Here is a 21,368-nt window from a genome sequence, read left to right on the forward strand (position 1 = left end):
TCAATAGAGTAGATGAAAATTATCGAATTCTGTTGAGGTTGTCGTCTACATCTTTATTTTTGAAGGATGACTTTTTCGTCTTACCAAAAGAGTACTGTAAAGAGAATGAAAGCTCCTGAGCATTCACAAAGAAGGTATCCTTGGCCTGGATTTGATTGGCAGTATATAGATCTTCAAAATTCATATTTCTGAAAATGTCATTAGCATTAATAGACAGTTGTAGTTTTTGATATATGGTAGTTGCAAAAGATGCCCCCACAACAATTAATGCATTTCTTTCAAAAATTCCTTGGTATCTTTTGGATAGCCCCCAGAAGTTAACACCCAAGGTGGTTTGGGGTTTGATTTTAAATTCGTTGTTAGAATAGTAATATAGATAGGGTCTGGTTTTTTGTTGTATGGCAAGTGGGTCTTTTATTTTGGAGTAGTTTAGACTTACGATATTGGTTGAGGTGATCATTTTGTAGCGCTGTGTATTTTGAAATTGAATGCTATACCCGGTTTCTTGCTCAAAGTTTTGTGGAGAGGAGACAATACGGTCTTCTTCTTCATTATAGACAGAACTAAAAAATATGGGGTACTCTGTATGGAAATAACGAAAACTAAGATTGGATTTTTTAGTGATAAAATTGGTAGAGAGCTCTTGTGTGATGGTAGGACGTAGGTTTACATTTCTGGTAAATTCTACCAAAGGATTAATAAATGTACTTATCGAACTTGCATTGAGGTAACCCGGTCTATTGATCGTTTTGTTGTAAGCAAAATTTAATGATTTTGTACTGTCTATAGGAATATTAACTCTAGCCTTTGGGAATAACTGAGTTTGTGTTCTATCCACCAATAGATCTTCCTCGTTTCTAAAACCTCCTTTTACCACATTAGTTTCTACTCTCAATCCTGCGTTATAGCCAATCTTGTTTACTTTACCTGATAATTGGGCATAGGAAGCATAAGTATCTTCATTGTAATCATAAACAGTGACCAGACGTTGATTAGTGTCTACGAATTCAAAGTCAGAAAAGGCCTTGGCTTTACTTAAAGAAACGGAACCACCAACTTCAACTTTAATTTGTTTATTGATTTCATTTTCAAAATCTATTCTTGATGCAAGAACAGCAATATCGTAGGTCTGATCCCTGTTTTGAGATAGTTCAAAACCATTTTGATTCACATTATTGAATATGCTGCTCTCTAAGTCTCTCGAATAATCAGAGTACTGAATACCAAAAAACAAATTACGTTTTGCATCCAGTTTTTTATTGTAGTTGATATTCGAAGTCAAAAAGCTTCGTGGGGCATTATTTAAGCTTTCCGATATGATGAAATCTTCTGTTTGACCGATTTGTAAAAAGGTGTTGGTAAGAATGGGAAATCGATCACGCTGTGTTCTGTAATTGATTCTTCCAGAGAAGTAATCACTCTTATTCAATTCATAGAAAAAACCACCACCAAAAATAAATTGAGGTCTGGGGCCAATTGCTTTGGCATTATAATCGGATATGATATTTTGTTCAGGGACTTCTAATCTGGATCCGGAGTTTTCCCAAAAACCGATTTGATTGTAATTGATATTGGTTTGTAGCTCTAGCTTTTTTTGTTTAAAACTTGAACGTAGCTGCAAATAATTACTAAACCTCCTTTTGAAAGAAGCCGTTTCTGAAAGATCAATTTTGTAGCCTTCTTTTTTGTTTCGTTTTCTAGTGATCAAGATTACCGTTCTGCCTTCAGCCTCATATTTGGCAGGAGGATTGTCAATAATCTCTACCGATTTGATATCTCCAACAGCTATAGATTTTAATTGATCAAAATCGATTCTCTGATTATCCATATACAATAATGGGGTACCTCTACCTATAATGGATAACGATTCCTGATTTGGACTTATTTGAATACCCGGTAGTTTTGAAAAAAGAGCGGTCGTAGAAGGTAGGGATTCCAGAATAGAATTTTCTACGTTCACACTTAGGTTCCCTTCTTTAAAACTAAACGTATTTTTTGTACTGTTTATGGTAACTTCATCAAGATCAACTAAAGCCTTTGATAATTGCAAGGAAATCTTTTTGTCTTCATTTAATAGAATCTCTATAGTTTTGGTGTCATATCCCAAACAGGAAATTGATAACAAGTAACGACCTTCGACAATGGGGTTAAAAATAAACATACCGTTATCCACAAAAGTAAAAATGATGATCTCCTGAGTAGTGTTGTCTTTTAATATCACATCTCCTGCAATTACGGGGGTGCCATTTTGATCTGAAATTGTTCCGGATAGGGTATAGGTTTCTTGAGCATAAGAGGATACCCAAAGCAATAATGATAATAGGGTGAAGATTGTTTTTTGCATGTTTTTGTTTTCTGAAAACAAATAACATTAGAAAACAACGCTTCCTTTAATTTTTAAGAGCGGATTATGGTACTAGTACCGGTATGATTTTATCTTTTGGATAACAATTCCTGGCGATTAGCAATATTTAGTTTGCTGTAAATGTTGGAGATATGCGTTTTTACCGTGCTTATGCTTACAAATAGTTCGTTGGCAATTTCTTTGTTGCTTTTTCCAGATTGGATGAGGTCTTTTACAATTTGTTCTTGTTTGCTCAGCGGGATTTGACGAACATTTCGTTTGTTCTTCATGTAGAAGATACCACCAATGAGTATCCCAATGATTAAAACTGCTACAGCATTTGCCCAAAGACTAACCTGATATTTTTGAGTGGTCAATTCTTTGGTGATTAAATGCAGTTTGTTTTCCAGATACAGATAGGTGGCAGGATCAAGTTCACTGGATTTTAATTCTTGTAAAAGATCTACGTAGTATTTGGGATTCTTTTTGATATCCTTCTCCAATAAATTTTGATCATCAAGGGCTTTGATACCAATGAGTTTTACCAGAAGTATCTGTAAAGAATCTTTTACATACCCTTTGGTTTCTATTAAATATTGTTTGGTATCAAAATCAGAAGTCAAGTTTTCGAATCGCGCATTGAACTTTTTTAGTTTTTGCCATTCCAAATCTGCTTTGCTAGTGGTAGTGTACTTGTCAAAATACTTGGCGCTTTTATGAAATGATACTGTATCTTTTTTTGAAACAATAAATAATTGGTAGTTTTTTATTTTTTCGGAAAGCTTTTTTTTCTCTTTATCTGATAAAGGTTGAAGTTGTAGCTTATACAGTTGTGCATGATTTTCAAAATGCTCTTGGTCAAAGGCAAAGAAACCTTCTTCGGTAATGCTCGCTGTGGCAATTGGTGTAGCGTGATAATCACTGTCTTGGTCACTAAGATCTATTCTGCTTAATGTGACTTTGTTTTCCCATTTTTCGGGCTGATCAATGTTAAGGTACCCCGAAACAGGAGTTTGACCAAACGTATGGATCTGGAATAACAATGTGAAAAGAAAAAAGTACTGCAAAGCTCTCATTTTTTCATTGATGTGATTGTTACGAATGTAAAATATTTAGGGTTGATTTCAAAAGAGGAGGCACAAAAAAACCGCTTCATTATAGTATGAAGCGGTGTAATTTGAGAAGTATATACACTCTTATTTTATCATTTCAAAGCTACGATTGATAAAGGCTGTCAATTCTTCACCCTTCAGCAAGTTTTGAGATAATCTTGCCAAATCCAAAGATTGCTTGATCAAACGTTCTTTTTTCTTATCAGTTTTAGTACTGGCAATTTGCCCAACCAACTCGTGGTTCGTATTTACAATCAAATTGTACATCTCTGGCATATTACCCATACCAAACATTCCTCCACCACCGGTTTGCTGCATCTCTTTCATACGACGCATAAACTCTGGCTGCGTAATCATAAACGGAGCAGCGTTGCTATCCATAGCTTCTAACTGTACCGTATATTTTTCTGCAGGAATTACCTTTTCAAGATCTGTTTTTAATACTTCTTTTTCTTCATCTGAAAGTTTAGAAATAGTTTCTTCATCCTTTTTGATAAGATTGTCTACATGATCCGAATCCACACGTACAAATGAGATGTTTTCTTTGCTAGTTTCTAATTTCTGAATCAAGTGAGAAACGATAGGAGAGTCTAGCAACAGTACTTCATATCCTTTGTCTTTTGCAGCAGCAATATAAGCATGCTGCTCATCTTTATTAGAAGCATAGAGTACAACCAACTTATTGTCTTTGTCAGTTTGATTGTCTTTAATTTTTTCCTGTAGCTCTTCAAAAGTGAAATATGTTTCATCTACAGTAGGATAAAGTGCAAACTTATCTGCTTTTTCGAAGAATTTTTCTTCAGAAAGCATTCCGTATTCAATAACAATCTTAATATCATTCCATTTTTGCTCAAAATCCTCACGATTGTTTTTAAACATCGAGTTTAACTTATCAGCAACTTTTCTGGTGATATAGCTTGATATCTTTTTTACATTTCCATCAGCTTGTAAATAGGATCTTGATACATTCAAAGGAATGTCAGGAGAATCGATTACACCACGAAGCATAGTCAAAAATTCAGGAACTATACCTTCTACATTATCAGTCACAAAAACTTGATTTTGGTATAATTGAATTCTATCCTTTTGCATATTCATATCCTGTCCCAGTTTTGGGAAATATAAAATTCCGGTAAGGTTAAAAGGATAATCTACATTAAGGTGGATATTAAATAATGGCTCTTCAAACTGCATTGGGTACAGTTCTCTATAAAAACCTTTATAATCTTCATCCTGTAAATCTGCAGGTTGTTTCGTCCAGGCAGGATTAGGATTGTTAATGATATTGTCTACTTCTTGCGTAGGAGCCGGATCTTCCTCTTTTGCATCTTCTGGTTTTGGTAAAGTCTCAGTTTTAGTACCAAACTTAATCGGTACTGGCATAAACTTGTTATACTTAACCAATAGCTCTCTAATTCTACTTTCTTCAAGAAATTCGGCATCTTCTTCACCAATGTGCAGAACAATCTCGGTACCTCTTTCTGTTTTGTCATGAGCTTCAAGACTGTAGGTAGGAGATCCATCACAGATCCAATGTGCAGCAGGTTCATCCTTATAAGACTTGGTAATGATTTCAACCTTGGTTGCTACCATAAACGCAGAGTAAAAACCAAGACCAAAATGACCTATGATTCCAGCATCCTTGGCACTGTCTTTATATTTTTCAAGAAACTCCTCGGCACCAGAAAAAGCTACTTCGTTGATGTATTTCTGCACCTCTTCAGCAGTCATCCCAATACCTTGGTCTATGATACGTAAAAGATTATTCTCTTTATCGACTTTTACCTCTATAAGTGGATTTCCATATTCTACACTGGCTTCACCAATGCTGGTAAGATGCTTAAGTTTTAATGTAGCGTCGGTTGCATTAGAAATTAATTCTCTTAAGAAAATTTCATGATCTGAATACAAGAATTTTTTAATCAGCGGAAAAATATTCTCAACCGATACATTAATATTTCCTGTTGTCATTGTTATATGATTTTAAATTTATTGTCCTTATTGGAATAACCTTGTTTCAAAAAAAATACCAATTCTGATTTGCTGACAAACTGACATTAATACATTTTTATGAATGCAGATGTAATGTTTAAAGAGGTTTATAGACTAAACTATCCCAAGCAATAAAGTTTCATTTTTTATGAAACAACTTTAACAATTTTTTTGTTTAACTTTTATTAGTAAAGATTAAACAATTATTATCTTTACATAGTTAAAAGAAAAATATGGCAACTTCAAAAAACAAAAAAATAGTTGATAGTCAATTCATTATTTCGAAGTATATGGAATATGCTTTGGAACATGATGGGTTTCCAAAATCGGTATATAAGTTTTGTAAAGAGATCAAAATTACAGAGGAAGAGTTCTATAAGTGCTTTGGAAGCTTAGAAAAGTTGAATTCCAGTATTTGGTCAGCCTTTTTTACAACCACTGTAGAAGCAATGCATAAAAATAAAGAATATGCAGAGTTTACCAGTAGGGAAAAGATGTTGACATTTTTTTATACGTTTTTTGAAATGCTGACACTCAACAGAAGTTATGTGCTATTTGCTTTGAAAGAGAGCAACATGCCGTTGAAGAATGTTAGTCAGTTAAAGGAGTTAAGACGCAATATTAGAGATTTTGCAAAAGATCTTATCGAAACTGATAACGAGGAGAAACAATATAAAATTACCAAGAATCCAGTGCAAGTATTTTCTGAAGGCGCTTGGTTACAGTTTTTGTTTTTGTTGAATTTTTGGGCAAATGATGATTCTGCACAGTTTGAGAAAACTGATATAGCTATCGAGAAATCGGTGAATACCATATTTGATCTTTTCGATAATACGCCACTGAATAGCATCCTGGATTTCGGAAAATTTCTGTGGAAAGAAAAGGTTATGTCAAATTAATGTAAGGAATTAGAATTAGATCAGACTCTTGTTGTAGAATATATGAAAACAATAGATAAAATACCCACTACAAAACTAGGACGAACTACCGAATTGGTAAAAACGGGAGTTCGTGTGGGAGGCAATTATCTCAAATATTATAGTAAGAAAGCAGTAAACCCTAATACGACTAGGGAAGAGCTTAACGAAAGCAATGCGGCAGATATATATGATGGGTTAAAGAACCTAAAAGGAAGCGCATTGAAAGTGGCTCAGATGCTGTCGATGGAGAAGAATTTATTGCCAAATGCATATGTAGAGAAGTTCTCACTAGCACAGTTTAGTGTTCCACCATTATCTGCACCTTTGGTAAGAAAGACATTTAAGAAATATCACGGGAAATACCCCGAGGAATTATATGATACGTTTGCAACTCAATCTGTTAATGCGGCCAGTATCGGACAGGTACATAAGGCAGTTAAAGATGGGAAAAAACTTGCTGTGAAAATTCAATATCCTGGAGTTGCAAACAGCATAAGTTCTGATTTGGCGATGGTTAAGCCCATCGCCATCAGAATGTTTAATCTAAAAGGAAAAGATTCTGAAAAATATTTCAAAGAAGTAGAAGGAAAGTTACTCGAAGAAACAGATTATGTGCTCGAAGTAAAACAAAGTCAGGAGATCACCAGTGCATGTGCACAAATCCCAAACTTGAAATTTCCGAAGTATTATGCAGACTTATCCAGTGAGCGAATTATCACAATGGATTGGATGGATGGTGTTCATTTAAGTGAATTCGCGAAGCAAAATGAAGATAAAGAGATTGCCAATCAAATAGGGCAGGCACTGTGGGATTTTTATATGTATCAAATACATGTTTTGAAGGCAGTGCATGCGGATCCACATCCTGGAAATTTCTTGGTAGATTCAGAAAATAATCTGATTGCCATAGATTTTGGATGTGTCAAAAAGATCCCGATGGATTTTTATACGCCTTATTTTGAGTTGGCTGATCATAAAAATATTAGTGATAAAGAATTTTTTACCCAAAAGATGTTTCAACTGGAAATTCTCCGAGAAGATGACACCCCCGAAGAAAAAAGATTCTTCTCGGAGCTGTTTCATGAAATGTTGAGCTTATTAACACGACCATTTAATAGAGAGGTCTTTGATATGGCTGATGAAGACTTTTGGGGAAAAATTAATGAGTTAAGTGAAAAATACTCTAAGGATACTGAGCTAAGAAAAATGAATGGAAATAGAGGGAGCAAACACTTCCTGTATATCAACAGAACATTTTTTGGCTTATACAATTTGTTACACGATTTGAAAGCAACAATTCGAGTAAGAAATTTTGAAAAATACCTTTAGTCAGTCGTCCGATTGACTTGGTTTGTTTATTTATTGGTTAGGTTGTTAGGAAGGTGTGCTGTGGTTGGCACACCTTCCGCATTTAACAGCAGATCTTCTTTGTAGGGATAAATTGACTAAAAAGATGCTATTATAAAATACAATAATGTGTATATTCACGTTTAGAAATTTCCCCTTACAATGTGTAGAGTTAACGTTTACATCTTTTTTTCTTTCGTCATCATTGGTTTTTGCGGATTTTCTCAGCAAAACAATGAGCTTACCCAATTTATGGAACAGGTGGATCAAATGACCCCTGGTCAAGATAAACTGACGTTATTAGATTCCCTTTCTAAACAAATCAATGAATTAAAATGGAGTGATACCAAATTTTATAAAGAACACTATTCGAAGTATGCACTGCAACATATCGATTTAGCAAAACAGTTAGATAGCATAGATCTGGCGGCTTTCCGAACCTCTCGACTTACGTATCATTATCTGAATATTATTAACAAACCAGATTCTGCCTTGGTGATTGTCAATAATATCATTCCTGATAGTAATAAGATTAAGAAAAGAATTAATCTGGGACACCTTTATGTCAAGAGGGCGGCGGCTTTTTATCAAATAGATAATCTGGAAAAAGCTATTGTAGACTATGAAAAAGCCGAAAGGACATATCATCAAACCAGAGATACTATTTTTGAGGCAGATGCACTGTATTTCAATGGCCAGGCAACAGAACGGCTTGGAAGACTCTCTGAAGCGATTTTGAAGTATCAAAAAGCAAATGAGTTGTATGGCAAGATGAAAGATACCGCATATGTAGCTTATACTGGATTAGCAATTTCAGGTATTTTTAGTCAATTGTATTTATTGGATAAATCTTTTGATGAACGCCAAAAAATCAGAGAATTATTGAACCAGCAGCAACAAAAAGACATAGTTGCATTGTCCGAACTCAAGATTAATGATTCTAGAGATTATGTAAAAAGAAAAGAATACGAAAAACAAGGAGAAGCCTTGTTAGAAGCTTTGTCTCTGGTTGCTAAAGATGAAAAACTAGGTGCTAGTAGATTCAGACTAAGAGGGTATTTATCAGAATTTTATTCTAAAAGAGGACAGCTGGATATAGCCAAGAAATATTTGGATTCCCTAAAGATGTTTCCCGATTTGGTAAACAGTCCATACGATAAGATGTTTTACCTACAAGCATCATCAGAGTATGAATTGGCTTCTGGCAGATACCAAAATGCAATTCCTTTCTTAGAAGAGGAGTTAGAAATGTTTACCAAATCCAACGATTTACAAAGTCAGGTGCATGTCGAAAAAGAGTTGTACAAAGCACATTATGGAACTCAAAATTTTGCCCAGGCTTCTAAACACCTTGAGAAACATTTGCTCCTCAAGGATTCTTTGTACAATATCAGGAGGTCTAATAGCATTATCTACTACCGCACATTATACGAAATAGAAAAGAAAGAGAGTAAGATAGCTGCTCAAAATGCAAATATTAGTATACTCGAAGAAAAAAATAAGGCGAAACGAAACCTGATGATTTTTGGTGGTGTGGGATTAAGCCTTTTATTCTTGTCCATTTACCTCTATCGAAACCGAGTATTTTTACTTCGTAATAAGAAATTGCAACAGTCTTTTTTACAGGAATTATTACAAACCCAAGAACGAGTAAGTAAACGTATTTCAAAAGATTTACACGATAGTGTTGGCCAAAGTTTGTTATTGATCAAAAATCGAGTTATGCAGAGTAAGGATGAACAAACTGCCAAAGTGGTGGATAATGTGATTGATGAGGTGAGAAGTATTTCGAGAAGCTTGCATCCATTTAAGTTGGAAGAATTAGGACTTACGGTGACCTTAGAAAGTAGTGTAGAAATGATTGATGAGAATTATGACATTTTTATTTCTGCGGATATCGATAATATTGATCAGGTTTTTGATCCTGAAAAGGAGATTAATATCTATAGATTAGTCCAGGAAAGTTTTAATAATATTCTTAAGCATTCTAATGCTAGGTCGGCAGAAATTAGAGTAAATAATAAAGAAAACGATGTCGAGATTGTCATCAAAGACAATGGAAAAGGTTTTGATGTTTCTCAAGAAAAAACGGCAATCTCCAAAATAGGTCTAAAAACATTAAGTGAACGATCTAAATTTTTAAAAGCTAGTTTCAAAATCTTATCAGAAATAGACAACGGGACCACATTGATATTTAAAATACCAAAATATGCTTAGACCTAATATACTTATTGCTGATGATCATCCATTGCTTTTAAGGGGTCTTGAAGAGTTCTTAAGAGAGAAAAATTACCAGATCATCGCAACTTGTACCGATGGACTTTCTGCTTACAATACAATTATTAAAGAAAAACCAGATATCGCGATTTTGGATATCGAAATGCCCAATATGACGGGTATTGATATTGCAAAGAATTGCAAGCGACATCAGATCGATACCAAAATAGTGCTCAACACTTTACATAAGGAGAAAAGGATTTTTGAAGAGGCGGTAAAGTATAATATTCATGGATATCTTTTAAAAGAATTTGCCCTTTCAGAAATAGAAGCTTGTATTGAGAGTGTATGTAAAGGGGAGTCCTATTTCAGTGAAAAAATATACAAACGATTTTCGACTAGCACAGAGCAAGATACTCATATCGAAAAATTAACACGTTCAGAAATGAAAATACTCAAATTGATCGCCGACGAAATGACAAGTGGTGAGATTGCGGACTTTTTAAGTATTTCTGTTCGTACTGTAGAAAAACATAGAGCCAATATTATCAAGAAACTCGATTTGGATCAAAAACCTAATGCATTGTTGATCTGGGCTCAAAAAAATAAAGAATCTTTGTTATAGGTGTTTTTTGTTTTTACGTAGGGCTACGTATGGACTGATATGTATCTGCAATATATCTTTGTATTGATCTTAAAACGCTGAGAATCAAAAATACAGTTTTGTTCAAATCATTGCCTAATAAGGGATTTCATTGTGAAACGAATTGGGAAAACAAAATCAGGGTAATGAGTAAAATATTCTAAAAACAGATCTGTTTTAAGAACATTGGGGGAAAAAAGCTACAGACCAAAAGTTTGTAGCTTTTTTGTATTTTGTTGATTATTAAAAGAATAGAGTTGTGTCTTAAGGCCAATAAAGTTATCTTTATAAAATACATAATCATTAAAATACTAAGGGTATGGAAATTAAAAAGGAAAATCTTCTAAAAAAGCTAAAGTCAAACATTGAACTGAAAAAGATAGAAATGTTAAAAGTTTTAGGTGGGAATCAAGCCGGAGAAGGAACGGATCAAACCGATCGCCATAACAGAGCGTAAATGATTTTTCATGAGGACCTGCTTGATGATCTGATTGACCTTAAAAAAAGTATTGATCAGCAAGTTATCGACTTAACGAATAAAAAATTAGGCACGCTTTTAACTTCTTATTCTCCTTGGTTATGTGGATTGGTCCAAAACGAAGGAGATTATTCTTTTCATCCGGTATATAATCATCAACCTAGTAAAGGAGAAATTCTATCAGATCCGCAAATAGTTAAAGATCTAGATGATTTTTTAAGCACAGATGGGGCTTTGGTATGGGATCTTTCTGAAGAAAAAACAGGCATTTCTAATAAAAGAGTGAGTAATATTGATTTAATGGATCCAATCGCTCTAGAACTCATAGAGTTCTACGAAACTTCAAAAGCTAAAATAAAAAAAGGACCTTTATTTTCAAAGGGTTTTGATGATATTGTAGATGTGGTAGTTCCTGTATCTGCTCCAAATTATAAGTCTTACTCATATAGTACAATTTTGTCAAGAGGTGCCATTTTTATTGAAATACCGTATGCCAGAGAGCATGGGCAACTGCTATTGGAAATGAGCTTGGTTCATGAGCTGGGGCATCAAATTTTATTTCTTTTACAATGTACAGATACATTGATTCATGAAAAAGACATGCTTACACCTATTTGGTCTGGGATCAGGCAGCAATCAAGACCGGCAATAAAAGCAATGCATGGGCTAGTAGCGCTTTCCTTTATGCTCAATTATATAAGATATAAGCTCAAAGATTCGAAAATGCTTTCTGATGAAGTAGAGGTTTTACGTACTTACCATAACGATTATCTAAAGAAAGCAAGAGAAACATCAGAAGCAATAAAAAGTAATTGCGCTCTCACAGAGTTGGGAGAACAAGTGCATTTAGAACTGTCTCATATTGCATTAAACGAAGAGTTGGTTTAGGTGTTGTTTCTAAGGTGTGTTCCCTTTTTAATGTTGCTTTTGGTGACCCAAAAATGATAAGTTAACAAATAGTAAAATGAATTTAAATTATTTGTTATGCATGCATATAATATAATCATCGTTTACTTTATCAAAATGTCTAGAATATCTATATTGTGCGGCAGATTTTAATGCATTTTAAACTAAGCACAATACACATTAAGTAAAATATATATGTATACTTCTAGAATATCAGGATTGGGATCTTATGTTCCTGAAAATGTGGTTACAAACGACGATCTTTCAAAACTTATGGATACTAATGACGCTTGGATTCAAGAGCGTACCGGGATCAAAGAAAGACGCCATATCAAGAAAGGAGATGGAAATAGTACATCGATTATGGGTGTTAAAGCCGCAAAAATTGCCCTAGAGCGCGCTAATTTATCCACCGACGATATCGATTTAATCATTTTTGCGACGCTAAGTCCAGATATGTATTTCCCGGGTGGGGGAGTGCGTGTTCAGGAAATGATGAACATGAGAACGATTCCTGCATTGGATGTTCGTAATCAATGTAGTGGTTTTGTATATGCGATATCTGTGGCAGATCAGTTTATAAAGACTGGTATGTATAAAAACGTATTGGTGATCGGTAGCGAAAACCACAGTGGTGGTTTGGACATGACGACCAGAGGAAGAGGAGTATCCGTTATTTTTGGAGATGGTGCGGGAGCAGCGGTAGTGAGTAGAAGTGAAGACCCAAATCGAGGAATTCTATCAACACATTTACATAGCGAAGGAGCTCATGCTAAGGAATTATCTTTGGAGGGACCAAGTACGGATCACTGGGTACCAGCTATTATTGAAGAAAATCCTCAAGAAAATATACCGTATTACCCATATATGAACGGGCAATTTGTTTTTAAAAATGCCGTAGTTCGTTTTTCTGAAGTAATTAATGAAGGGCTACAAGCCAATAAATTGACTCCTGGAGATATCAATATGTTAATCCCTCATCAGGCCAACCTTAGAATTTCGCAATTTGTACAAAAGAAATTTGGGCTGTCTGATGATCAGGTGTATAACAATATCCAAAGATATGGAAATACTACAGCGGCATCCATTCCTATTGCGCTTACTGAAGCATGGGAAGAAGGTAAGGTAAAAGAAGGAGACCTTGTTGTATTGGCAGCCTTTGGTAGTGGATTTACCTGGGGTAGTGCGATCATAAGATGGTAATATAAGGGGCACTACAGTTTATAACAAAAGAAAACGCGAAGTGCTAAAAAGAACTTCGCGTTAATATGAAATAACTCGGTTATTATTTTTTAAAGGCTAATTCAAATAAATTATAACCATGACTGTACTATATTAAACGTTATAAATTGTAAAGTGTTACAAAAAATGCTAAATTTTTACAATTATTTAACTTTAAGGCTTTTAATGAGTAGTTAATAGCTAATTTAACTAAATTATTGATTAATATTCATCTAATTAACATATTTTTTGAAAATAGTTAATTTATAGTATCCCCCCGCTGGATTTTTCGTTATTATCTCTACGTTTTCTTGAGATTTTTCTATTTTTTCCACTACCAAATCTATAAGAAAGTCCTAAATATATAGTTTGTGTTTCTCCTTGAAATCTTCCATTTTGTGGAAAAGGTGTATCTCCAGAGAATCTGAAACGCAGGGTATTAAAAATATCATTAAAGTTAATGCTGGCTGTTCCTTTTCCTCCAAACAAGTTGTATCGTGCTCCAGTATTAATAAAGTAAAATGGTTTCGTTTTGAATTGTACGCCTTCTTGTTCGCCTCTATAGAATCCAAATAGTTGAAAAGTTAGATTTTTAGTGGCTTTGAAATTATTATTAATTCTAAAATTGTAAATAACTGCATCTACCTCTCTTGTGATTCCTTCTACGATACCTCTTTGTGTTTGACCATACAAATCAAAACTTGCATTAAAATTCCACCACTTGGTCGGTTTGTAATTGCTAGAGAGTTCAACACCGTATGCAGAGTTGTTATCAAAGTTATCAAAGGTTAATATCTGTCCCTCTTCAACATCTGGATTTTCGATTAATGTTTGATTGATCTCATCATTAATCAATCGATAAAATACTCCACCTGTGATAGAACCACCTTCAAGCTTGCGAGTGTAATTAAACTCTATAGAATTGGTGAACTGAGGATCTAATGCAGGATTACCTATCGAGATTATCCTAGGAGTGCTCCATTCTCTAATAGGATTTACTTGATTCAATCCAGGACGATCCACTCTTCGACTATAACTAAGCTGATAGGTGTTTTTCTCGCCAGGTTTATAGGTCAAATATGCAGACGGGTAAACGGTGAAAATTTCATCTTCAAAAACTTTTTCTCCATTAAATATGGCATCCACCTGATAACTCTCGAATCGCGCACCAAGTTGATACGACCATTTTTCAAAGTTAGTACCGTAGGTAGCATACAAGGAGTGGATGTCACGATCATAACTATAAATTGAATTTGGGAATAGTGTAGATCGATAATCGTTATCAGTTCTTCGTAAACGAGCTTCATACCCTAGCTCTAATTTGGTTTTTTCGCTTAGTGGATTTACATAATCAAGGTTAATGGTGGTATTTGTTCTTTCATTGTCGATCAGGTCATTATAATTTATAAAAGAACCATCGCCTCCTACAAAACCAAAATCGTCATCGTTGTCGCCGTCAAAAACATTGTAATCAATTTCAAGTTCTATATTATGACCTTCTTTTTCAAAATCATGTTTGTAATCCAGATTATAGGTAGATCCAAGATTTTCACTATCACTTCTCAAATTTTGGGTAAGGTCATTCTCGTCCATATCCAAAAATATGATATCAGTTATCCCAGTAGTTAGACCATCAAACAGATTTTGATTGGTGTATAGTGAAATAGTGTTTTTGTCGTTGATGTAATAGTCTACACCTACTTTTACAAGGTGAGATTTATTGTTATCCAAAAATGTAAAATTCGTTAAATAATTCTCATCTTCACGTAATACAAAACCAGCATTTCTATTTTTGGTAATGTTAGCGCCCCAGCTTCCATATACATTTAATTTTCCTGCTCTATAATTCAAATCAATTGAGTTGTTGAATCTGGCATTCTGGTCCCAGTTTACTCCGGTGTTGATATTACCGTTAAAGCCTATGTTGCTATTTTTGTGAAGTACAATATTGATAATTCCACTCATTCCCTCCGGATTGTACTTTGCAGAAGGGTTGGTGATTAATTCAATTTTTTTGATAGAAGTAGAGGGAATCTGCCGCAGCAGTTGATTAGGAGTCAAATTGGTAGGTTTACCATCTACCAGAATTCTAACATTTTGATTTCCTCTTAAAGCGATGTTTCCGTCTTGGTCAACATTTACAGAAGGGATATTATTCATGATTTCTGCAGCTGTACCCCCAGTAGTGGTAAGATCTTTTCCTACGTTGATTACTTTACGATCGATCTTTTGTTCTATGGTTGTCCTTTCGGCAACTACGGTAACATCGTCTAAGGCTTCTGCGGTCTCTTCCAAAGAAATAGTTCCTACATCGATATCTTTATTTTTTCTGGAAATCTCTATAGGTTGAGCATGCGTTGCATACCCTATAAATTGAATTTTTAGAGTGTAATTCCCTTTGGGAACGTCTGCAATTAAAAAATCGCCATTTTCTGTAGTAATACCGCCACTAATTACCTTGTTGGATCCGTCATTAATGACTACGGAAGCATAGGGGATTGGCTGATTGAGATTCTTATCGATCACTTTACCTTTTATGGTACCTACGATAGCTTCGTTGTTGGGTTGTGCTTTTAGGATTAGACAGTAAAAAGCACAGAAAAACAGTACAATTGTTTTTTGACTAATTGTTTTCATTCTGAACGTTTATTTGATTGATTGATGCTATTGTAGATTTTTATTTCAGGAGAAATAAAAGTCTACTTTATTCTTCTATACGGTGATGAAGCGTATATAAAGACTAGACGAACAGGGTGGTTTTCTGTTACAGCTTATTCCGGTTTTAACAAAAGATTGTATAAAAACAAAAACCGCCTTGAAAAAGGCGGTTTTCTTATAATAACCAAATAGTAACACTAACCATCAACTATGAATAAAATTTGATTATTATCTAAGTAACTAACTAACTAAATCTATGAAAAATCATATCTTTATATATGTAAGACGGACTGCTTTATGTTGTGTTACACTAGTACTCTGTTTTTAACATTATGACTTATTTTTTTAACGTTTATTGTCTAAAACCTAAAAATTTTTAATGACCAAAAAGACACTCGTTTTAGGTGCTTCACTAAAAACAGATCGATATTCAAACTTAGCTATTCATAGATTAGTAGAACATGGACACGAGGTGGTAGCCATCGGTTTAAAAGAAGGAAATGTTTCGGGAGTAACTATATCCAAAGAACCCATTGTTTTTAAAGATGTAGATACTGTTACTTTATATCTCAATCCCAGACAACAAAGTGTATATTACGATTATATTGTTGGTTTACGCCCCAATCGAGTAATATTTAATCCAGGTACCGAGAATCCGGAGTTATATTCCCAACTACAAGAGGTTGGCATAGAGGTAGAGGTGGCTTGTACTTTGGTTTTATTGTCTACGAATCAATATTAGTCCTAGAAAAGTTAAAAAACCATTTAGGATAAGGATAAAGAACCCAAATTCAAATCCAAACCAGGTGGCGCTATTATCACTTATGATATAGGAAAGAACAGGTGAGAGAATAGCAACGATAGGTACCCATTGATCTTTCACGTTAAATTTGGTAAACAAACCAAAAGCGTACAAGCCTAGTAATGGCCCATACGTATATCCAGCAAAAACAAATAGTTTTGCTATGACACTCTCGTCTCTAATGATATATTTAAAAGCAATAATCACTAAGACGAGGATAACAGAAAAAAGCACATGGATTTTTTTTCGAATTCTGACTTGATCCTTTGATTCATATTTCTTTTCGATATCCAGAATATCAATACTAAAAGAGGTCGTTAAAGAGGTCAGTGCGCTATCAGCACTGCTGTAAGCTGCGGCAATTAACCCTAAGACAAAAAACAGAGCAATCCCTACACCAAGTCCACTTTGTGTTGCTATAGCCGGAAAAAGTTGGTCTTTATGTGCATCTATTCCATTTTGTGCAGCGTATTGGGTAAGTAATAACCCAAGGCCAAGGAAAATGAAATTCACAAAAGTCAGCACAATAGTAAACCAAAACATATTTTTTTGTGCATCTTTCAAGCTTCTACAGGTCAAGTTTTTTTGCATCATATCCTGGTCCAAACCGGTCATTACAATGGCAATAAAAGCTCCAGAGAAAAATTGTTTCCAGAAATAGTTGGCACTTTTAAAATCATCAAAAAAGAACATTTTGGAGAGGTCACTATCTAGCACATATCCTAATAGATTGGCTCCATTAAGACCCAGGTCATCTGAAACGTAATAAATAGCTACTCCTACTGCAATAAGCATAAATAGGGTTTGTAGCGTATCGGTCCAAACAATCGTTTTGATACCAGACTTAAAGGTGTATAACCAAATAAGTAGGATAGTGATAATAACAGTCACCCAAAAAGGTATCCCCAGGGCATCAAATAATATAGATTGTAATACATTGGCAACCAGAAATAGTCTAAAACTTGCTCCAACTACTCTGGAGAGCAAAAAGAATGACGCTCCTGTTTTGTAAGAATAGTTTCCAAAACGCTCATCCAAATAAGTGTATATAGAGGTAAGATTAAGTCGATAATACAAAGGAAGCAATACAGTACCTATTACCGTATATCCAAGGATATACCCCAATACCACTTGCATATAGCTAAACTGGGAGGCCTCAACCCAACCCGGTACTGAGATAAAAGTAACTCCACTCAATGAAGCTCCAATCATTCCAAAGGCAACTACATACCAGGGAGATTGTCGGTTTGCTTTAAAAAAAGCTTCGTTTCCAGAATTTTTTCCAGTAAAATAAGAGATGAGTAAAAGAACGCCAAAATAGCCCGCTATGAGTAGTAGTATTTGTGTGGGTTGCATAAACTTTGGTTATAATGAAACCCCAAAATACAAATTAACTCGAAACTATGGCTTATTTATTTCGGACATCACTTTCTATGATGCCATCTCTAAGGCGTATCACCCGATGCGCGTGCTCGGCAACTTCTTCTTCGTGAGTAACGATAATCACTGTATTTCCTGCGGCATGAATTTCATCAAACAAATTCATGATTTCTATCGAGGTTTTAGAATCCAAATTTCCAGTAGGTTCATCGGCCAATATGATCGAAGGTTTATTGACCAAAGCTCTACCTACAGCAACACGTTGTCGTTGTCCCCCAGAAAGCTGATTGGGTTTGTGATCCATACGATCTGCTAATCCAACATCGGTTAGTACCTCTTCTGCTCGTGTGGTTCTTTCTTTTTTAGAAGCACCAGCATAGATCATAGGTAAGGCAACATTATCAAGAGCTGTAGTTCTTGGTAGTAGATTAAAGGTTTGAAAAACGAATCCTATTTCTCGATTTCTAATCTCTGCCAATTCGTTATCGGTCATTGTACTGGCATCGTTACCATTCAGGATGTAAGTCCCGGCCGTAGGAGTATCCAAACATCCCAAAAGATTCATCAAGGTTGATTTTCCTGACCCAGAAGGGCCCATGATTGCCACATATTCCCCTTTCTTGATATCTAAATCAATACCTTTTAATACATAGACGGTTTCCTGACCTAATTGAAAATTACGTATTATGCCTCTTATCTCGATAACGTTTTCCATATAATGACCTCTAGAATTTTGTGTAAGATACAATATTCAGCTATTTGACGCACGAAGTGAAAAGTTGTTACAATCTAATTGTAAAATGTTCTTTTGCTTGTTCTTTTCTGAAAAAAATGAACCCTAAATAAAAGGTGTCGATCGTTACCTGAACCTGTGGATGTTGTTTTAGCGTATCCCATAACAAAAGGTGCTCTGGGGAATTATGTATGCCATGAAGTAATACCAAACTGTCGTTGTGCGTATACGAGAAAAACTCGATAACTTCGGCTACAGAAAGGATGTCCTTATGTAGATCGATGTAAATAAAATCATAGGTTGGATGGGTATCAATTTTTGAAGCAATATCAAGTTCGTTTTGAGAGGACCATATTTGTGAAATGATCTTAGGAGTACCCTTGAGAAGAAAAATGTTCTGGTAGTTTAAGTAAGTTGGTAGGCGAAATAGTAATTTAAGCGTTTTTAGTTTGAAAGCGCTGTTTTCTTCATCTCGTTGGTTCCATGTTTTAATGGTGCTATAAACTTCAAGCTTTTTCTTGTTGTAAAAACACTTTGTTACCAATTGATATACAAAAGGGGAGTGGACCCCATGTTGATTGGTTGATTTAAAAAGAAACTGTAGATAAGTTTTTATTTTGAAAAACATGCTGTCGAATAGAATATAGCTTTGTAAATCAATAGAATTACTGTTCCATTTTTTCTGAAAGTTCGAACCATCTCATCTCATTTTCCTCGATCTCGCTAATGATGGTTTGAAGCTTTTGCGACTGCTCATTGATATCATCACCTTCTAGGGTTCCTTCAGCAAATAAGGCTTCTATTTCCCTTTTTTGTAACTCTAATTTTTTTAGATCTCGTTCGATCCGATTAAACTCTTTCTGTTCGTTGTAGGATAATCCAGCCTTTGAATCTTTTTTCCAAGTTTTTTTGGTTTTGGCTTCGGAAGTTTCTGTGGTAGTATTCTGTGGAGTACTACTGCTTTCATATACTCTGTAATCTGTGTAATTTCCTGGGAAATCTTGAATAACTCCGTTTCCTCTAAACACAAAAAGATGATCTACGATTTTATCCATAAAATATCGATCGTGAGAAACAACTAGTAGGCAACCGGGAAAATCTAATAAGAAATTCTCCAGAACGTTAAGCGTTACAATATCCAGATCGTTGGTAGGTTCATCCAGAATTAAAAAATTAGGATTTTGGATCAAAACGGTACATAAATAGAGTCGTTTTCGCTCTCCACCGCTTAGTTTTTCTACAAAATCATATTGTTTCTTTCTATCGAATAAAAAACGTTCAAGTAGCTGCTGTGCCGAGATCTGTCTACCTTTTTTTAATGGGATATAATCTCCAAATTCCCGAATCACTTCGATTACCTTTTGACCTTCTTTTATAGTGATTCCCTTTTGGGTGTAGTATCCAAATTTCACCGTGTCACCGATCACAATTTTTCCTTGATCAGGAGCAAGGGCCCCGGTGATCAAGTTTAGGAAGGTAGATTTACCAGTGCCATTTTTACCGATAATCCCAATACGTTCTCCTTTTTTGAAAACATATTCAAATTGATCAAGCAAGGTAAGATTGTCAAATTTCTTTGAAACCTTATGGATTTCCAGGATTTTGCTTCCTAGGCGTTCCATATTGATTTCGAGTTGTATTTGGTGTTCGTTACGGCGTTTATGAGCTCGTTCCTTGATTTCGAAGAAATCATCAATTCTTGATTTAGACTTGGTAGTTCGAGCCTTAGGTTGGCGCCGCATCCATTCTAACTCCTTTTTATAGAGTTGTTTGGCTTTTTCGGTAGCAATTTGCTCATTGGTGATACGTGCTTCTTTGTTGTTGAGGTAGTACGCATAATTACCCTTGTAGCTATACAATTTTCCACCTTCCAATTCTACAATTTCATTACATACGTTTTCTAGAAAATAACGATCGTGTGTCACCATGAAAAGCGTAAAATTTTCTTTGGCAAAGTATTCCTCCAACCACTCAATCATTTCCAGATCCAGGTGGTTGGTAGGTTCATCCAGGTACAACAGTTCAGGCTTACTCAATAGAATATTAGCCAGAGCGAGTCGTTTTTTTTGCCCACCAGATAGATCACTAACTTTTTTATCGAGATGCTCTAATTTGAGTTTGAAAAGAATTTGTTTGTATTGCGTTTCAAAATCCCAGGCATTAATGGCGTCCATCTGCTCAAAAGCTTTTTGGTAGGCTTCGGCATCATCGGGATTGAGTAAGGCTTTTTCGTAATTGCTTATAACTTGTAACGTTTCATTGTCTGACGCAAAAATGGTTTGCTCGATGGTTAAACTGGGATCCAGATTGGGTTCTTGTGGTAAAAAAGCAACTTTTAGGTTTTTTCGATACACTACTTGCCCTTCATCGGGTTGTTCAACTTTGGTGATGATATTAAGCAAGGAGGTTTTTCCCGTTCCATTTTTTGCAACAAAACCTATTTTTTGCCCTTCATTAATTCCAAAAGAAATGTCTTTGAAGAGCACACGTTCTCCAAAGGCTTTGGCTATATGTTCTACCGATACGTAATTCACAGTCACATTTTATTAAGGGACAAAGGTACAAAGTTGATCAGGAACAAAATCATTAGTTAGTAAAGAAAAACAGGCTGGATC

16 protein-coding genes are annotated in these 21,368 nt (G+C 35.0%); 8 read left to right on the forward strand and 8 right to left on the reverse strand.

What is annotated here, in order from left to right; genetic code table 11:
* Positions 1–19: 19 nt before the first annotated feature.
* The 3 genes from ACXAGJ_RS18705 to htpG form a co-directional block, all read right to left on the reverse strand.
* A complete protein-coding gene (locus ACXAGJ_RS18705; RefSeq protein ID WP_474841902.1) occupies positions 20–2,344 on the reverse strand; it encodes an outer membrane beta-barrel protein in 2,325 nt (774 codons plus the stop codon).
* A gap of 89 nt (positions 2,345–2,433) precedes the next feature.
* On the reverse strand, positions 2,434–3,411 hold the full coding sequence (locus ACXAGJ_RS18710; protein WP_474841904.1) for a helix-turn-helix domain-containing protein: 978 nt from the start codon (positions 3,409–3,411) through the stop codon (positions 2,434–2,436).
* A gap of 129 nt (positions 3,412–3,540) precedes the next feature.
* Complete coding sequence (htpG, locus tag ACXAGJ_RS18715; protein WP_073315267.1) at positions 3,541–5,427, reverse strand: molecular chaperone HtpG; 1,887 nt, start codon at positions 5,425–5,427, stop codon at positions 3,541–3,543.
* Positions 5,428–5,681: 254 nt separating this feature from the next.
* Between htpG and ACXAGJ_RS18720 the strand changes: the two genes are divergently transcribed.
* The 7 genes from ACXAGJ_RS18720 to ACXAGJ_RS18750 all read left to right on the forward strand — a co-directional run bounded on the left by ACXAGJ_RS18720 (position 5,682) and on the right by ACXAGJ_RS18750 (position 13,162).
* On the forward strand, positions 5,682–6,347 hold the full coding sequence (locus ACXAGJ_RS18720) for a TetR family transcriptional regulator C-terminal domain-containing protein (protein WP_474841906.1): 666 nt from the start codon (positions 5,682–5,684) through the stop codon (positions 6,345–6,347).
* A 42-nt stretch (positions 6,348–6,389) separates the two neighbouring features.
* Positions 6,390–7,697 (forward strand): ABC1 kinase family protein, encoded by a 1,308-nt coding sequence (locus tag ACXAGJ_RS18725; protein WP_474841908.1) that lies wholly within the window; start codon positions 6,390–6,392, stop codon positions 7,695–7,697.
* A 180-nt stretch (positions 7,698–7,877) separates the two neighbouring features.
* Entirely contained in the window at positions 7,878–9,932 is a 2,055-nt protein-coding gene (locus ACXAGJ_RS18730; protein ID WP_474841910.1) for a tetratricopeptide repeat-containing sensor histidine kinase, read from the forward strand.
* Entirely contained in the window at positions 9,925–10,557 is a 633-nt protein-coding gene (locus ACXAGJ_RS18735) for a response regulator (protein ID WP_474841912.1), read from the forward strand. Before ACXAGJ_RS18730 ends, ACXAGJ_RS18735 begins: the two co-directional genes overlap by 8 nt.
* A 337-nt stretch (positions 10,558–10,894) precedes the next feature.
* On the forward strand, positions 10,895–11,032 hold the full coding sequence (locus tag ACXAGJ_RS18740) for a hypothetical protein (protein ID WP_474841914.1): 138 nt from the start codon (positions 10,895–10,897) through the stop codon (positions 11,030–11,032).
* A complete protein-coding gene (locus ACXAGJ_RS18745) occupies positions 11,033–11,941 on the forward strand; it encodes an aKG-HExxH-type peptide beta-hydroxylase (RefSeq protein WP_474841915.1) in 909 nt (302 codons plus the stop codon).
* A 213-nt stretch (positions 11,942–12,154) separates the two neighbouring features.
* The gene (locus tag ACXAGJ_RS18750) at positions 12,155–13,162 is read left to right on the forward strand and encodes a 3-oxoacyl-ACP synthase III family protein (RefSeq protein WP_474841917.1); all 1,008 of its coding nucleotides are present in this window, start codon (positions 12,155–12,157) and stop codon (positions 13,160–13,162) included.
* A 282-nt stretch (positions 13,163–13,444) separates the two neighbouring features.
* Here ACXAGJ_RS18750 and ACXAGJ_RS18755 read toward each other — a convergent pair whose 3' ends face one another.
* A complete protein-coding gene (locus ACXAGJ_RS18755) occupies positions 13,445–15,817 on the reverse strand; it encodes a TonB-dependent receptor (RefSeq protein ID WP_474841919.1) in 2,373 nt (790 codons plus the stop codon).
* A gap of 400 nt (positions 15,818–16,217) precedes the next feature.
* Here ACXAGJ_RS18755 and ACXAGJ_RS18760 point away from each other — a divergent pair, with 400 nt between their 5' ends.
* Positions 16,218–16,580 (forward strand): CoA-binding protein, encoded by a 363-nt coding sequence (locus tag ACXAGJ_RS18760; protein ID WP_474841921.1) that lies wholly within the window; start codon positions 16,218–16,220, stop codon positions 16,578–16,580.
* Here the strand turns inward: ACXAGJ_RS18760 and ACXAGJ_RS18765 are convergent.
* The 4 genes from ACXAGJ_RS18765 to ACXAGJ_RS18780 all read right to left on the reverse strand — a co-directional run bounded on the left by ACXAGJ_RS18765 (position 16,557) and on the right by ACXAGJ_RS18780 (position 21,287).
* Positions 16,557–17,996: a sodium:solute symporter gene (locus tag ACXAGJ_RS18765; protein ID WP_474841923.1), complete on the reverse strand. Its 1,440-nt coding sequence runs from the start codon at positions 17,994–17,996 to the stop codon at positions 16,557–16,559. The genes ACXAGJ_RS18760 and ACXAGJ_RS18765 overlap by 24 nt on opposite strands.
* Positions 17,997–18,048: 52 nt before the next feature.
* Entirely contained in the window at positions 18,049–18,735 is a 687-nt protein-coding gene (locus tag ACXAGJ_RS18770; RefSeq protein WP_073315257.1) for an ABC transporter ATP-binding protein, read from the reverse strand.
* Positions 18,736–18,802: 67 nt separating this feature from the next.
* A complete protein-coding gene (locus tag ACXAGJ_RS18775) occupies positions 18,803–19,381 on the reverse strand; it encodes a hypothetical protein (RefSeq protein ID WP_474841925.1) in 579 nt (192 codons plus the stop codon).
* A gap of 37 nt (positions 19,382–19,418) precedes the next feature.
* Positions 19,419–21,287 carry an ABC-F family ATP-binding cassette domain-containing protein gene (locus ACXAGJ_RS18780; protein ID WP_474841927.1) on the reverse strand — a complete coding sequence of 623 codons (1,869 nt, stop codon included), beginning with the start codon at positions 21,285–21,287 and terminating at the stop codon, positions 19,419–19,421.
* Positions 21,288–21,368: the final 81 nt, after the last annotated feature.

The sequence above is a fragment of the Aquimarina sp. AWH4_224 genome, assembly GCF_056160245.1.